This window comes from uncultured Sulfitobacter sp. (genome assembly GCF_947499945.1).
Lineage (GTDB): Bacteria > Pseudomonadota > Alphaproteobacteria > Rhodobacterales > Rhodobacteraceae > Sulfitobacter.
In genome coordinates this window covers 1-14253 of record NZ_CANMQD010000006.1, presented here as the reverse complement: position 1 = coordinate 14253, position 14253 = coordinate 1, and the positions used below count along the sequence as shown (strand labels likewise).

Sequence of the window (14253 nt, the reverse complement as noted above, 5' to 3'; positions counted from 1 at the left end):
GTCAGACTTTTAACTGAGGGCGATTAGGCTGGTTTGCTGATTGTAGCGTGTCCGATACGACCCGCCCGTCCTCGAGGCTGATGATCCGGTCGGCCATTTCAAGAATACGCGGATCATGCGTCACCATCACCGTGGTTGTGCCGCGTGTGCTGCCCAATGATTTTAGCATCTGGACGACCGTATGGCCCGCTTCTTTATCCAATGCGGCGGTCGGCTCATCAGCGAGGATAATCTCCGGGTTAGAGACAAGAGCGCGGGCGACTGCGACGCGCTGCTTTTGCCCGCCTGACAGGTTGCCGGGGAGGTAATTGCGCCTGTCTGCCAATCCCAGAAGATCGAGAATATGATGCGCAGCATGACGCGCTTTGATCACATCGGTGTTTCCGTGCACTTGCAATCCCATCAATACGTTCTGTGTCGCCGTGAGGCTTTCATGCAGATTATGGGCCTGAAAGATGAATCCAAGGCGGCGGCGCAACCCTACAAGGACGGTTTCGCTCGCACCGTTGAGGTCATGGCCAAGGACGCGCACATCGCCATCGCGCACCTCCCGCAGGCAGCCGATCAGGGTCAGCAAAGTTGTTTTGCCCGATCCTGATGGCCCCATCAGGACGGTCAGACTGCCGCGTTTGATTTCCAGATTAATGTCAAAAAGGGCTTGCTTTCGCGCATCGCCAGTACCGAAAAAATGGTCAAGGTTTTGCGTTGAGATAGGAGCATCCGTCATCAGAATAAATCCGCCGGATCAGCATGGACAAGTCTGCGGGTGGCGATGGCCCCAGATATGCTACATGCTGCGAGGGTGCCGAGGAACACAAGGATCGCGCGACCTGTCTCCATCTCAACAGGCAGGCCTGTGACCGAGACTAAAGCAGCATAAAGCCCCACCGAGACGATGAAGCCGGGGATGAACCCAAACACTGCGAGAATGATTGCTTCTTCGAATATGATGCCCAAGAAGAACGACTGGCCATAGCCCATCGCCTTGAAGGTCGCGTATTCGCGCAGATGGTCGGCCACATCCGTGGACAACACCTGATAGACGATGACCAGTCCCACGAGGATGCCCATGAAGACACCAAATCCAAAGATGATACCAGTGGGGCGTTCTGTGGACATATAGGCCAGATCGTTGGCGGCAGAGCTTGTCATGCTTTGGATGCGCAGGTTGCCGCGTGGCAGGGTTGTTTCCAAACGCTTAACGACAGTGTCGATTGCGATGCCCTCCCCCGTGCGCAACAGGATGTGATTGGGCGCCCCACTGGACCTAGCGGGAAACACGCGCAAGAATGTCTGGTCGGACATCATCATCATCCCATCGGCCAGAAACCCGCCGCCAATATCCATAGTGCCAATCGCGGTGAGCGTGTCACCGCCTGTTTCAAAGCTGAATCGCTCGCCGTCTGTCAACGCATCAATAACTGCGGTCGGCATGCCGCGCGTGCCCTTATCCAGAAGGGCGGTGTTCTCAAGGCTCAGCCGCTCAAGAGCGGGGGCAATCACGGGCGCGGTAAAATCTGGTTTGGCAATGTCCATGCCAAAGCTGAGAAGCGAGACTGACGATCCATCCTCAAGCGTGAAAGGCAGATTCCCTATAAACAGCGGCGTTGCATCGGTGACACCTGCGACGCCGAGTGCCTGAAACATACGCGCCCGTGGAATATGTCCACCATCGGTGAGGGTATTACCGTCCTCGGATGACAGAATGATGTCGGCATTGAGGATCGCATAGGGCGCTACGGTCGAGCTATTCAAGGCACCCATAATTCCAAGTTGCATGAACACCAGAAGGTTCGCAAATGCGACACCAGCCACAGCGGCAAAGAACCGTCCACGGCTATGGGTGAGTTGCAGCCAGCCGATGGGCAAGCGTCCGAACAGATACGTCAGCAGGCGGCTCATGGGGTGCGGCCAGCGTCAATCCGCACAATCGCTTCGAGATTGGTAAAGGGGGCCGCGAGGGGCGAGGAAGCTGCATCGAGTGTCACGATCACATCAACCACACGGGCATCCGTATTGGCGGCAGGATCGTCTGAGGTGATAGACTGCCGCCCGATCTCAAGACCAATAGCAGTGACAGTGCCACGCAATTCCTGCGCGAGTGCGTCGGCGTTGACGGTCACAGGATCGCCAATCGCCACCCGTCCGATCATGGTTTGATAGACCTCGGCCTCAACTGTCATTTGCGAGGTGTCGCCGAGGTCGATAATGCCTGCCGTGCCGGGGCGCTCTCCGGTTCGTACATTGATATCAAGGACTTTGCCGCGCTCTGGCGCACGCACATACGCGCGGTCCAGATCTTGCTCCGCACTGGCAAGTGTGGCGCGGGCAGCTTCTAGATTGGCCTGTGCCACGGCAATGTCGGCCTGCACAATTTCCGAGCTTGTGGCGTAGCGCGACAGTGTTGCTTGGGTCCGCTCTACATCGCGGGCCGCCTGAGTTGCCGTTGCAATCGCCTGATCCAATGCGGCGCGGGTGGTTACACCGCGTTCAAACAAGGCAGTGACGCGGTCAAGGTCTGACTGCGCAACTGTTGCTGTCGCATTCGCCCGCTCAAGCGATGCCTGCGCTTCGGCCAGGCTGGCGGTATTGGAGGCGCGGGTTTGGGCAAGGTTCGCCTCGCGCACGCGCAATGCCGCTTGGGCGGAGGCGACAGCGCTTTGCAGTTGGGGAAGGTTGTCGAGGACTGCGAGAATATCCCCCGCTTCGACATCATCGGCAATGGCAACACGCAGTTCAGCAATCCGCGCGTCACCCGCACCTGACGGGGTCGCGACACTGATCACATCACCGCGCGGAATGATCCTTCCCAGTGCCACAACATCCCCCTCGCTGATGACTGCAACTTGTTCTTGGGTCGTGACCTGCTGAATGGCGACAGCAATGGGTGTGTTCGTACCAGCACCCGGCTCCAACCCTGTGGTATTGAAAAATATGCGCAGGCCGGGTGGTTGGAAATACATGCCAATCACCGCCCCAGAAAAGAGGGTTGCCAGAAAGAGCGGGATCAGGAACAGGCGGGATCGCCCCACCGCATTTGGTGCCGCAGCCATGTCTGCCTTGGTCACGCCAGTATCAGCAAGCGGCAAGTCGGGCGACGTGTTGGAGGTGTCAGGTTTCACTGGGGGCCTTTCGGCAGATTGGAATTGAAATAGAGGGTGCTGTTTTCTGCTCTTAAGATGACCAAGAAAGCAGCAGTATTTCAGGCAGTCGGAAGAAGAGCGCTGATCTGCGGTGGGGTCAACACGCGTCCACTCGATACCACCTTTTCATCGATCACAAGGCCGGGTGTCGACATGACACCGTACCGCGCAATATCGACAAAATCGGTTACCTTTTCGACTTCCGCTTTGACGTCAGCTTCTGACAGTGCTGCCTTGACGTTTGCTTCGAGTGCCAGACATTTTTTGCAGCCCGAGCCGAGTATTTTGATGATCATATCATATCTCCTGTTTAGACGAAAAGAGGGGCGGTGGCATTGAAAATATATCCGATGAGGATGATGCCGACCGTTACAATGGCGATGAAAACCAACAGAAGGGGAAGTTTCACAACCCGCTTGAGCATAATCATCGACGGCAAAGACAAGGCAGTCACGGCCATCATAAAGGCCAACGCTGTTCCCAAACCGACGCCTTTTTCAACCAGCGCCTCCGCGATGGGCAGCGTGCCAAAGATGTCGGCGTACATCGGAATTCCTGCAAGTGTGGCAACCAGAACGGACCACCATTTGTCCTGACCGAGCAGGGCAGAGATGAATGTTTCTGGCACCCAGTTGTGGATCGCAGCACCGATGCCCACTCCAATCAAAACATAAATCCAGACACGGTGAACAATCTCGATCACCTGATCGCGGGCATAGCTGAGCCGTTCGCGGCGGCTGATTTTGCCATCGTTGTCATGGTCGGTCACGGGGCTTTGATACACAAACGCCTCTACCTGATCCTCCAGCTTCAGCCACCCGATCAAGGTGCCGCCCAAGACTGCCAGCACAAGTCCGATCACCACATAAGCGAGCGCAATGCTCCAGTTAAAGATGCTGGCGAGCAGGATCACCGAGGCAAGATCGACCAGTGGAGAGGAAATCAGGAAGGAGAAGGTCACGGCAAGTGGCAGGCCTGCACTGGTAAATCCGATGAACAAGGGAATGGAGGAGCATGAGCAAAACGGCGTGATCGTTCCGAGCAAAGCGGCAACGATGTTCGCGCCAATTCCCTGTCGCTGACCAAGAATGCGGCGTGTCCGTTCCGGGGGGAAATAGCTTTGGACATAGGAGATGGTGAAGATCAGCACGCCCAGAAGGATGAAAATCTTGATCACATCATAAATAAAGAAATGGACGCTCCCGCCAATCTGGCTGGCGGGATCAAGGCCGAAAACGTCGCGCACCAGCAGCGTGACGAGGTCCGACAGCCACTGCATCCGCAGCAGCTGGTCGTTGAGCCAGATGAAAATATCGCGCATGCATACTCCGGTGCGGCAACGTGAAATGGGGTCGTTGCATTAGGTAAGTATAGAGGTTCCGAAAAATCCTGATTTGACCTGCGTCAATGCAGCTCCGCAATCTGTGGCATGGTGACAAATGATGTTGCGGTAAATCAGAAGTGGCACTTTAACCCTGTGGCAGGTCCGTTGACGGCCATCAGGGCTTATGATCTCTGAACTTCAGGTGTTGCTTCGTAACACAGCGCGGATAAATTTGGCAGCTGATCGATAATGGCTTGGGCCTGAGGCTTCTGCCCACCGCCCTGAAGTCCATGTATTTTCCGCACCTTGCATCGGGCCGGAATAGAGATCGGCATCGGATTTTGCCGTCAAAAATGCGACCAATGCGTCATTGCGGTCGTCCAGCAGGGCGCGTGCGGCATCCCAATCCAAATCTGCCTGCCGCTTGCGTAGATCGGCATTATACCGTTTGAGATCATTCCATTTGTAGCCTTTGGCGGGAAAGAAAACCTCCTTTCCCGCACTGCCATCCGAGTACCAACCCAGAAAAAGATCGATCCAATGGGCGCGGTGGCCAATGACGTCCCTGATGGACGTGCCGTCCGCACCCAAGCTGGCCTGCACCTCATCAAGGGGGGTGATGAGTTGTCTGAGCTTGGAGAACTCTTTGACCGTCAGGTCAATCAGCTCCGTCTTGCTGGTGCAGGCTATTGTACCGCCCCCTTGGCCGGATTAATGCGCGAACAATACCGGCAGGTCTGTTTGCTCAAGCATCGACTGAGTGGTGCCACCAAACACTGTCTGGATCATCCGCGCATGGCCGTATGCGCCCATTACCACCAGATCGGCACCAAACTCATTTGCGTGATCCTGTATGCACCGTGCTGTGTTACGGCCCCCGCTGGGGAACTGTGAGACAGTGACATTGCAGCCATGATGGCTCAGCCATGCGGCGACGTCGGTGCCCGGATCCTGTCCATCCTTCTCTGCTGTGACGACGGGATCAATACAAGCGATGACGACCTCTTTTGCCTCTTTGAGATAGGGCAGCGCGGCGTGAACTGCACTTGCTGCGGCATCACTGCTGTTCCATGCAATAAAAACGCGCTCACACTTCAAGTCTGCCGCGCCGTTCACTCTGAAACCCACGGGCGTATGGAACAAGACACCGGCAGCAGCCTCGTAGAAAAACTCGGGCGTGTCGCGCAGATTGGGGGCAAAGTGCACTTCGTCGCTGACACGGGCGGCACGGGCGACGTGATGTTTGATGTCGACAGAGACACACATTGCGGACTGTACGTCGCCCGACACAGCCGATTTGGCGAGCAACTTTTCAACTTCATCAACACGTTCGACCAACTCGTTCTTCCCGTTGGCGACGATATCGCTCCAGTTGTCGGGCAGAATTACGCCACCATAGGCGGTGCCGCCATAGAAATAGGTTGGCAAACTTGGAAGGGCCGCCAAAAGCAAGCAGTGGAGATGGTTCTGATCTTGTGCAGCGGCCTCCGCAGCCTCGTTAATCTGCGCATCCGTTGTTTTCCTGTTCATCACATAGACAATTGTCCGACGTTTCATGCTTTTCTCCAATCTCGCGTATCATTCAGCCCAACAGCAAGGCCCACACCGCAAATTGGCACAGCGCAAACCTGCGCAACTGACAAAGATCAAATCATTTCTGGATTTCTCTGGCACTCTGACACAACACTAGAGGATCGGATGGCTGGCAAATGGACTACAAAGACTACTACAAAGCACTTGGGGTCGAACGCTCTTCAAGTGATAAGGAGATTAAGGCCGCTTACCGTAAAGGTGCGCGGAAATATCATCCCGATATCAATACTGGCCCAGATGCCGAGGCAAAATTCAAAGAAATAAGCGAGGCCTATGAGGTTCTCAAAGACCCGGAGCGGCGTGCAGCCTATGACCAACTGGGTCAGGAGCCGCCACAAGGTCAAGGCCAGTACAGGCCGCCACCCGATTGGGATAGCGGTTACTCCTTCTCTGAGGGTGGACCGCATGGTGACACAGATTTCAGCGATTTTTTCGAGACTTTGTTTCGCCGTCAGGCGGGGGCAGCACCGGGCGCAGGAGCAGGCCGAGGGGCCGATAGCCACGGCAAGATCGAAATCACATTGGAGGATGCCTACCGCGGTGCGGAGCGTACTCTTAGTCTCAGAAGTCCTGTTGTGGGGCCAAACGGCACGGTAAGCTTGCAAGACCGCAAGATCGCTGTGCGTGTGCCAAAAGGGATTGCGCAGGGACAACATATTCGTCTGGCAGGACAAGGTGTGCAAGGGCAGGGGGGCGCGGGTGATCTATTTCTCGAAGTCAGCTTTGCGCCGCATCCAGTGTTCCGCGCTGAGGGTAAGGACCTCTTTTTAGACTTGCCCGTTACCCCCTGGGAGGCGGCATTGGGTGGGCATGTTGTGATGCCCACACCGGATGGGCAGGTCGATCTGAGTATCCCGAAAAACGCGCGGTCCGGGCAAAAGCTGCGTCTGAAGGGGAAGGGTCTGCCTGGTGCGCCCGCTGGCAACATCTATGCTACCCTGAAAATCGTCAATCCGGATGCGACAACACAAGAGGCGCGCGCGTTTTTCGAGAAGATGGCAAAAGAAATGCCTTTCAATCCACGGGCCCATTTTGGAGGAGTTGGGAAATGAAAAAAACCACATTGAAAAGTGATATCGTCGATGCGCTGTCCTTGGACGACCTATGCCGGTTTTGTCAGGCGGATGAGACTTGGGTCATTGAGTTGGTCGAGCACGGCGTTCTGGAGCCGATTGGGAGCACACGCGGGAACTGGCGCTTTGTGGGGGCCAGCATTGTGCGTGCCAAAAAAGCGCACCGCCTGAACCGCGATCTGGGTGTGAACACGGCTGGGGTGGCTTTGGTGCTGGACCTGTTGGAGGAGCGTGACGCTATTCTGCGCCGCCTCGCACAGCTTGAAACGGTTTAATCAGAACCGCGCATTGCCAGAGTAATCCGCGTGCCTGTGCTTCCCTCAACGAGGGCCATGCAATCGGTCAAGCGGCCGATTGCTGCAAAGCCTCCTGTTGCACGGGCAAAATCGCATGCGGCATCCACCTTTGGCCCCATAGAGCCTGCGGGGAAGGACATATGCTCAAGTGCGTCAGGTGTCGCCTGTCGGATGATAGCCTGATCAGGTGTTCCCCAATTCTCGAAGACCCCCTCGACATCGGTGAGCATCAAAAACGCATCGGCGTTCAGTTTGTGCGCCAAGAGACCGCTGGCGTGGTCCTTATCAATCACTGCCTCAACCCCGATCATTGTGCCATCGGGTTTTTGCAGGACAGGAATGCCGCCGCCGCCTGCACAAATGACAACTACCTTCTGCTCCAGCAAGAGGTTGATTACGTCCAGCTCGAGAATGCGCCGCGGGCGCGGCGAAGGGACAGTCCGGCGGAAATGCGCCCCGTCTTTGGCAATGGTCCAGCCCCGCTCGGCGCTGAGCTTTGCGGCGTCTGCTTGCGTATAGATCGGGCCGATAAACTTGCTCGGCGCGCGAAAGGCAGGATCCTCAGGGTCGACTTCGATCTGTGTCAGAAGGGTCGCGTATTTGGTCTCTGGCGCATAGGCGTTGTCCAACTCCTGTTGCAGAACATAGCCGATCATGCCGTCCGTTTCAGCGCCCAGAACATCCAACGGAAATGTGCCGTCCTGAAGCGCGAGATAGCCGACTTGGGGCCCGTTGCCGTGGGTGATCACCACTTCATGGCCTGCCGCCAACAGCCCCGCGAGGGATTTGGCCGCCACACGGATGCTGGCGCGTTGTCCCTCAGCGGTGAGCACCTCTCCACGTCGCGACAAAGCGTTACCGCCCAAGGCTACAACAATACGCATTCAAGAACCCAATGTCGCGACCAGCACGGCCTTGATCGTGTGCATTCTGTTTTCCGCCTGATCGAATACAATCGAGGCGGGGCTTTCAAATACCTCTTCTGTAACTTCCATAGCATCCAGCCCGAAAGTGTCGTGGATATGCTGGCCGACTTCTGTCTCGGTGTTATGAAAAGCAGGCAGACAGTGCATGAATTTTGCATGCGGGTTGCCTGTCATCTTCATCACTTCGGCGTTCACCTGATACGGCATCAGCAGTTTGATCCGCTCTCCCCAGACGCTTTCTTCCTCGCCCATCGAGACCCACACATCGGTATAGATAATGTCGCATTCCGATACGCCTTGCTGCACATCCTCAGTGAGCAGGATACGCGCACCAGTGGCCTTTGCCTCCTCCAGTGCGGCTTTTACGATCGCCTTGTCAGGCCACAGCGATTTTGGCCCGCACAGGCGCACATCCATGCCCAGCTTGGCTGCGCCAATCAGCAGGCTGTCGCCCATGTTGTTGCCCGCATCGCCCATAAAGCAAAATGCGATCTGGCTCAGGGGTTTGTCCACATGCTCCGACATGGTCATTACATCGGCGAGTATCTGGGTCGGGTGAAACTCGTCCGTCAGCCCGTTATAAACAGGTACACCAGACCATTGTGCCAATGTCTCGACCACCTCCTGTCCAAATCCGCGATACTCAATGGCGTCATAGACACGGCCCAATACGCGGGCTGTGTCCTTGATGCTTTCCTTTTTGCCGATGTGACTGCCCGAGGGGCCGAGGTAGGTCACATGCGCACCCTGATCATGGGCCGCGACCTCGAACCCCACGCGCGTTCGGGTCGAGTTTTTCTCGAAGATCAGCGCAATCTCGCGGCCTTTTAGCGTCTGCTGTTCAGTGCCCGCATATTTTGCGACCTTGAGATCGGCAGAGAGTTTGAGCAGGAATTTGATTTCTTGCGGCGTGAAATCGCGCAGGGAAAGGAAGGACCGATTTCTGAGATTAAAGGACATAGTGTTACTCCACTGGATCGCGGGAAATGGGGCAGGTCATGCAATGGCCACCACCGCGACCGCGGCCTAACTCGGCCCCGCGGATGGTGATGACTTCGATACCTGCGCGGCGTAGCAATGTATTGGTGTGCACGTTGCGGTCATAGGCCAGCACAACACCCGGCTCTAAAGCGACAACATTATTGCCGTCGTCCCACTGCTCACGCTCTTGCTCGAAGTGGTTGCCACCCGTGCCGATGATGCGCAGCGATGGAAGGTGCAAAGCGTCTTGCACGACGTCAAATATGTGACCGGGTTCGTCGACAACGCTGAGCGCGTGTTTGGCGTCGGGGTACAGCGAATAGCAAGAAATTTTATCTGCGACCTGCGTAAAGCTGGTGACCAGATCGGTGTCACAGAAGGAAAAGACCGTATCCAGATGCATCGCCGCGCGAGAGGCAGGCATCTGGCAGGCGATTACCCGCTCGGCCATGCCCTGATCAAACAGGGAAACCGCCAATTGGCCCACAGCTTGGGGCGTTGTCCGCTCTCCCATTCCGATCAGCACGCAGCCCTTGCCAATGGGCATCACATCGCCGCCCTCCAGCGTGGCGGGGCCAAAATCCTGATCAGGATTACCCCACAAAACCTTGGCTTTTCCCGCAAAGCGCGGGTGGAATTTATAGATCGCAGCGGCGATCAGCGTCTCCTGCTGCCGTGCGGGCCAATGCATCGGATTGAGGGTGACACCCCCGTAAATCCAACAGCTGGTGTCGCGGGTGAAGATGAGATTGGGCAGCGGCGGCAGGACAAATCCGTCTGGCCCTAAAAACCTGCCGAACATGCTGTGCGGTTTGAACGGCAGATCGCTTACCGTGATCCCGCCCGTCAGAAACTGGGTCAGTTTGGCGGAGGGCATCTCGTTCAGCCAGCCGCGCAGCTCATCCATCATGCCGACACCGATATGGTCCTCGGTGATCTTGCGATCAAGCAGCCATGCGCGGGCCTTTGGCAGATCAAGGATGTCGGTGAGCAGGTCATGCTGCTCAAGCACTTCAATGTCGCGGTCGCGCATCTTTTCGCAAAAGGCAAAGTGATCCTTGCGGGCCTCATCGACCCAGAACACATCATCAAACAGCAGCGCGTCGCAATTGCTGGGAGTTAGCCGCTCATGTGCCAGACCAGGGCGGGACACCATAACAGTGCGCAATTTCCCCACTTCCGAGTATACTCCAAGCGGCGCGGTCATAACATCACCGCAGCACTGAGCAGCGCCATGGACATCAGCGAGAGTATCACTAACAGCGGCCAGACAAAGCGCAACCATCTGTTATACGGTACCCGCCCGATGGCCAGCCCGCCGATCACAACCGCATAGGTGGGGGCGACCAGATTGGTGATGCCAATGGCGGTCTGGAATGCAGTTACTGCCAAATCGCGGCTCACTCCGGCAAAGTCGGACAGCGGTGCCATGATAGGCATCGACAGCACGGCAAGGCCCGAAGTGGAAGGGACCAGAAAGCTCATTAACGCTTCAATGCCGAACAATGCGTTGACGAAGGCAACATCTGACATGCCCGAAATCCACCCTTCGAATGTATGCAGGAAGGTATCGGTGATCCGGCCCTGATCCATGATGATCACGATTCCGCGTGCAAGGCCGATAACCAGCGCCACGCCCAGCAAATCTTGGGCGCCCTCAACAAAGGCATGGGTCAGCACTCTCTCACCCAGCCAGCCGAGCGTGCCGATCACAATGGATGCCGCAAGAAAAAGCGCGGACATCTCGGCCATCCACCACCCTTGGGAGGAAACGCCCCAGACCATGATCACAAATGTTGCTGCAAAAAGGATGAGGATCACGATTTGCATACCTGTCAGCTGCGCGTCCGCCTCAGCAGTGTGCTTTTGCAGAAAATGCGCCTCATTGGCCTCCTTCATATCAGCGACCAGTGAGCGGCTGGGATCGAGGCGAACACGTTCCGCATAGCGCATTACAAAAGCGACAGCCGCGAGCCATGACAGCCCGAGGATGACAAACCGCAGTGGCATCCCGTCTGCAAAAGTGATGCCCGCCGCGTTGGAGGCAATCGCAGTTGAAAACGGGTTGATGGTGGAGCCGATGACCCCCACGCCCGCCCCCAACATGATAATCGCCACACCCGTGAGCGCGTCATAGCCTGCGGCAATCATAATGGGGATCAGCAACACATAAAACGCCAGCGTCTCTTCGGCCATGCCATAGGTCGTGCCGCCCGCAGCAAAGAGGGCCATCATAATCGGGATCATCCATTTTTCGCGCCCTTCAAGACGCCTCATGGCTTGGGCGATGCCTGTATTGATCGCGCCTGTGGCCGTCACCACGCCCAAAAAGCCACCAACAACCAGCACAAACAGCGACACATCAATGGCGTTTGCGGTATATTCGACGGGGTCATAAAAACCTGCGATCGGGGCCATCAGGACGTCAAGCAGACCTTGGGGCGCAGCCTCCACTGTGCTGTAGGTTCCCGGAACCGGAACTTCTTTTCCCAGTGCGGGATTTGTTGCCCGCTCATATTCGCCCGCTGGAACAATCCACGTGAGGGCGGCCATTGCAATAATGAGTGCGAAAAGAACTGTATACGCTGTTGGAAACCAGCCGCGCGGCTTTGGCTCCTGCGGCGTGCCGTAGTGCGGTGCCATAACCATCGTGAAATCCTCCAAAATGAACACATTGTCGGGAGGATCATGACGCGGGAGGGCAATGCGCGATTGAGATTGATCAATCAACGCGCAGGCGGACTCTATTTCTTCAGGCGGTGTTTGTACTTTTGATAAAGGCGCTGGTTCATGTGGATGAATTCCGACAGCCCCATCCCCAGCAGGCCAGCAGTATTACGCACAAGATAGACATAGCCCGTCAAGCTGGCGATCAGCCCGCCAATGGCATTGAGCACCAGATCAGCCATTGTATCATCAAGGCCCGACTTCTGCATATTCAGACCAAATGTTGTATCCATCGTGAATTCGAACACCTCCCACATCGCGCCGACCATCATGGCAACGCAAAAGGTAATGAAGGCGATCGCCGAAGGCGGGGCGGCGAAACGGTCCCCTTCAAACAACATAAAAACGAACAGAAATCCCGTCAGCCCAAACCCCACAGCGGCAGAGCCGTGCAGCGCCAGATCCCACCACCAGAGCCGTTCGTAAAAATCAAATGCCTCCCCCAAAAAGATAGACGCGAAAAAGAAGAACGTTGTGAAGACCAGATAGGGAAGCGGCAGCACCAGTGACCAGCGGGCCGCAAGCAGGGGCGGGAGCAATGAAAGCGCCAATGTGGCAAAGCTGACAAAGGCCAGCGACCACCGCCCAAGGCTCAGAGCGACAAGCCCCGCAATGAGCAGCATTGCCCATATGACAAGGATCCGCGGGCTGCTGTCTTTTATCAATCTCATAGGCTCATCATCGCTTTGCCGTTAAATCTTGGGGGTATCGTTCCTATATACATCCTATGACCGATAGAATGCTACGTATCGCCAGCTATAATATCCGCAAAGCCCGTGGGCTGGACCAAAAGCGCCGTCCTGAGCGAACCGTCCAAGTTATTAACGGGCTGGACGCGGATGTTGTGGTTTTGCAAGAGGCGGACAAGCGCCTTGGCCCACGTCATCCCGCAATACCGCGTGCGATGATCGACGCCGAGACCGATTTTGAATTGGTCGACGTCTGTGCAAATGACATCAGCATTGGCTGGCACGGTAATGCCGTATTGGTGCGCAAAGGGCTGAGTGTGCGCGATACTGCACGGCTGGAGCTGCCGGGGCTTGAGCCGCGCGGCGCTGTGCGTCTGACGCTGAATGTCGGGGTGGGGGTTACTGTGGTGGCTACCCATCTGGGTCTGTTACGCCGTGACCGCCGTGCGCAGCTTGCTGTTTTGGCGCAGGCCACTGCGGGTGAGGGTCACGTCATCATGGCGGGTGATTTTAATGAATGGTCGGCTGATAAGGGGTTTGAGCCTTTGGCCGAAAGGTTTGAGACATACAGTCCCGGCCGCTCTTTTCATGCGCGGCGACCAATGGCGGCGTTGGACCGCTTTGCGCTGACACAAGGTATTGCGTTGCGCGATGCAGGTGTTGAGCAGGGTCCGCTTGCACGGGTTGCATCGGACCATTTGCCGATATGGTCCGATGTCATTGTGCCATCCGCTACTTACTGAACAGTACCGGAATTTTTTGATCCCGCAGTAGGGCATAGGTGGTTGCGCCCAGCACAAAATCATAGGCGCGGGAATGGCCGAACGCACCTGTTGCAATCAAATCCGCGCCCTCTTCAAACGCAGCGGCGCCCAATGTCTCGGCAATGCTGCTTCCGGTTGCTTCGCGGTGCTCCAGCTTGGTTTTCAGGCCATGTCTTGCAAACATCTCCACGACATCAATCGCGTCGCTGTCTTGGAGGGGGTCGTGGGTCGCAGCGCCTACGCGCAGCACGGTAAGCTGGGCACCCTCATCTGCAACGCTGAGCAAATCATGCGCTGCACGGGCCGCCTCTCTCGTATCGCTCCACCCCAATAGTAGATTGGCGCCGATTTCGGGACCATCATAGTCCAATGGCACAATGATCACAGGGCGACCACTTTCGCGGATCACCTGAGCCTGAACGCCCCGCTGGTCGTAGCGGTCGTTCTCCTGATCCTGATGGGACATGATCACAAGGTCAGCGGCACGTGCAGATTCTACAATCCGCTCTGCGGCCGTGGCTGTTTCGGCCCGCAGCAAACGGAACTCACTGACAAAATCTTCATTAGCGGTATGTTTATCAAAGACCGCTTTGATTTGCGCTGACGCTTCTTTCTGGCTCTTGTTAAATGCCTCAAAGGTCGAGTCGGGGATATACATCGCAACCCCGGGGTACACGTTGAGCGCCTCAATGGGATGTAATCCGATCAGATGCGCATTGTGTTTACGCGCGAGTGGA

The 14253-nt window shown here is 56.4% G+C and carries 16 protein-coding genes; 3 read left to right on the top strand and 13 right to left on the bottom strand.

Annotated elements, in window-relative coordinates:
* Position 1: 1 nt before the first annotated feature.
* The 7 genes from Q0775_RS17670 to Q0775_RS17640 all read right to left on the bottom strand — a co-directional run bounded on the left by Q0775_RS17670 (position 2) and on the right by Q0775_RS17640 (position 6024).
* Positions 2 to 727: an ATP-binding cassette domain-containing protein gene (locus Q0775_RS17670; RefSeq protein WP_298864138.1), complete on the bottom strand. Its 726-nt coding sequence runs from the start codon at positions 725 to 727 to the stop codon at positions 2 to 4.
* On the bottom strand, positions 727 to 1902 hold the full coding sequence (locus Q0775_RS17665; protein WP_298864136.1) for an FtsX-like permease family protein: 1176 nt from the start codon (positions 1900 to 1902) through the stop codon (positions 727 to 729). The genes Q0775_RS17670 and Q0775_RS17665 overlap by 1 nt, the downstream gene beginning before the upstream one ends.
* Positions 1899 to 3122 (bottom strand): HlyD family efflux transporter periplasmic adaptor subunit, encoded by a 1224-nt coding sequence (locus Q0775_RS17660; protein WP_298864133.1) that lies wholly within the window; start codon positions 3120 to 3122, stop codon positions 1899 to 1901. The genes Q0775_RS17665 and Q0775_RS17660 overlap by 4 nt, the downstream gene beginning before the upstream one ends.
* A gap of 80 nt (positions 3123 to 3202) precedes the next feature.
* The gene (locus Q0775_RS17655) at positions 3203 to 3439 is read right to left on the bottom strand and encodes a thioredoxin family protein (protein ID WP_298864130.1); all 237 of its coding nucleotides are present in this window, start codon (positions 3437 to 3439) and stop codon (positions 3203 to 3205) included.
* A 14-nt stretch (positions 3440 to 3453) separates the two neighbouring features.
* Entirely contained in the window at positions 3454 to 4464 is a 1011-nt protein-coding gene (locus Q0775_RS17650) for a permease (RefSeq protein ID WP_298864127.1), read from the bottom strand.
* A gap of 201 nt (positions 4465 to 4665) precedes the next feature.
* On the bottom strand, positions 4666 to 5157 hold the full coding sequence (locus Q0775_RS17645) for a ClbS/DfsB family four-helix bundle protein (RefSeq protein WP_298864372.1): 492 nt from the start codon (positions 5155 to 5157) through the stop codon (positions 4666 to 4668).
* Positions 5158 to 5178: 21 nt separating this feature from the next.
* Positions 5179 to 6024 carry a universal stress protein gene (locus Q0775_RS17640; protein WP_298864125.1) on the bottom strand — a complete coding sequence of 282 codons (846 nt, stop codon included), beginning with the start codon at positions 6022 to 6024 and terminating at the stop codon, positions 5179 to 5181.
* A 152-nt stretch (positions 6025 to 6176) separates the two neighbouring features.
* Between Q0775_RS17640 and Q0775_RS17635 the strand changes: the two genes are divergently transcribed.
* Positions 6177 to 7112 (top strand): DnaJ C-terminal domain-containing protein, encoded by a 936-nt coding sequence (locus tag Q0775_RS17635; RefSeq protein ID WP_298864122.1) that lies wholly within the window; start codon positions 6177 to 6179, stop codon positions 7110 to 7112.
* Positions 7109 to 7408, top strand: coding sequence for a chaperone modulator CbpM (locus tag Q0775_RS17630; RefSeq protein WP_298864119.1), 300 nt, complete (start codon positions 7109 to 7111; stop codon positions 7406 to 7408). Before Q0775_RS17635 ends, Q0775_RS17630 begins: the two co-directional genes overlap by 4 nt.
* On the opposite strand, the gene Q0775_RS17625 is transcribed toward Q0775_RS17630, so the two are convergent.
* The 5 genes from Q0775_RS17625 to Q0775_RS17605 all read right to left on the bottom strand — a co-directional run bounded on the left by Q0775_RS17625 (position 7405) and on the right by Q0775_RS17605 (position 12734).
* On the bottom strand, positions 7405 to 8313 hold the full coding sequence (locus Q0775_RS17625) for a carbamate kinase (RefSeq protein ID WP_298864116.1): 909 nt from the start codon (positions 8311 to 8313) through the stop codon (positions 7405 to 7407). The two genes, Q0775_RS17630 and Q0775_RS17625, sit on opposite strands and share 4 nt — an antisense overlap.
* Positions 8314 to 9315 carry an ornithine carbamoyltransferase gene (argF, locus tag Q0775_RS17620; protein ID WP_298864113.1) on the bottom strand — a complete coding sequence of 334 codons (1002 nt, stop codon included), beginning with the start codon at positions 9313 to 9315 and terminating at the stop codon, positions 8314 to 8316.
* Positions 9316 to 9319: 4 nt separating this feature from the next.
* On the bottom strand, positions 9320 to 10543 hold the full coding sequence (gene arcA, locus Q0775_RS17615; protein WP_298864110.1) for an arginine deiminase: 1224 nt from the start codon (positions 10541 to 10543) through the stop codon (positions 9320 to 9322).
* The gene (locus Q0775_RS17610) at positions 10540 to 11985 is read right to left on the bottom strand and encodes a YfcC family protein (protein ID WP_298864107.1); all 1446 of its coding nucleotides are present in this window, start codon (positions 11983 to 11985) and stop codon (positions 10540 to 10542) included. The genes arcA and Q0775_RS17610 overlap by 4 nt, the downstream gene beginning before the upstream one ends.
* Before the next feature lie 95 nt (positions 11986 to 12080).
* A complete protein-coding gene (locus Q0775_RS17605; RefSeq protein ID WP_298864104.1) occupies positions 12081 to 12734 on the bottom strand; it encodes a hypothetical protein in 654 nt (217 codons plus the stop codon).
* Between the two features lie 68 nt (positions 12735 to 12802).
* Here Q0775_RS17605 and Q0775_RS17600 point away from each other — a divergent pair, with 68 nt between their 5' ends.
* The gene (locus Q0775_RS17600; protein ID WP_298864102.1) at positions 12803 to 13495 is read left to right on the top strand and encodes an endonuclease/exonuclease/phosphatase family protein; all 693 of its coding nucleotides are present in this window, start codon (positions 12803 to 12805) and stop codon (positions 13493 to 13495) included.
* On the opposite strand, the gene Q0775_RS17595 is transcribed toward Q0775_RS17600, so the two are convergent.
* Positions 13485 to 14253 (bottom strand): universal stress protein (locus tag Q0775_RS17595; protein ID WP_298864099.1); only part of this gene is annotated, 769 nt, incomplete at its 5' end. The two genes, Q0775_RS17600 and Q0775_RS17595, sit on opposite strands and share 11 nt — an antisense overlap.

Bases quoted from the DNA above. Each gene is read 5' to 3' on its own strand.
- Q0775_RS17670 (WP_298864138.1), bottom strand. From the start codon at position 727: ATGACGGATGCTCCTATCTCAACGCAAAACCTTGACCATTTTTTCGGT.
- Q0775_RS17655 (WP_298864130.1), bottom strand. From the start codon at position 3,439: ATGATCATCAAAATACTCGGCTCGGGCTGCAAAAAATGTCTGGCACTC.
- Q0775_RS17605 (WP_298864104.1), bottom strand. From the start codon at position 12,734: ATGAGATTGATAAAAGACAGCAGCCCGCGGATCCTTGTCATATGGGCA.
- Q0775_RS17635 (WP_298864122.1), top strand. From the start codon at position 6,177: ATGGACTACAAAGACTACTACAAAGCACTTGGGGTCGAACGCTCTTCA.
- Q0775_RS17625 (WP_298864116.1), bottom strand. From the start codon at position 8,313: ATGCGTATTGTTGTAGCCTTGGGCGGTAACGCTTTGTCGCGACGTGGA.
- Q0775_RS17630 (WP_298864119.1), top strand. From the start codon at position 7,109: ATGAAAAAAACCACATTGAAAAGTGATATCGTCGATGCGCTGTCCTTG.
- arcA (WP_298864110.1), bottom strand. From the start codon at position 10,543: ATGACCGCGCCGCTTGGAGTATACTCGGAAGTGGGGAAATTGCGCACT.
- Q0775_RS17600 (WP_298864102.1), top strand. From the start codon at position 12,803: ATGCTACGTATCGCCAGCTATAATATCCGCAAAGCCCGTGGGCTGGAC.
- Q0775_RS17665 (WP_298864136.1), bottom strand. From the start codon at position 1,902: ATGAGCCGCCTGCTGACGTATCTGTTCGGACGCTTGCCCATCGGCTGG.
- Q0775_RS17650 (WP_298864127.1), bottom strand. From the start codon at position 4,464: ATGCGCGATATTTTCATCTGGCTCAACGACCAGCTGCTGCGGATGCAG.
- Q0775_RS17640 (WP_298864125.1), bottom strand. From the start codon at position 6,024: ATGAAACGTCGGACAATTGTCTATGTGATGAACAGGAAAACAACGGAT.
- Q0775_RS17610 (WP_298864107.1), bottom strand. From the start codon at position 11,985: ATGGTTATGGCACCGCACTACGGCACGCCGCAGGAGCCAAAGCCGCGC.
- argF (WP_298864113.1), bottom strand. From the start codon at position 9,315: ATGTCCTTTAATCTCAGAAATCGGTCCTTCCTTTCCCTGCGCGATTTC.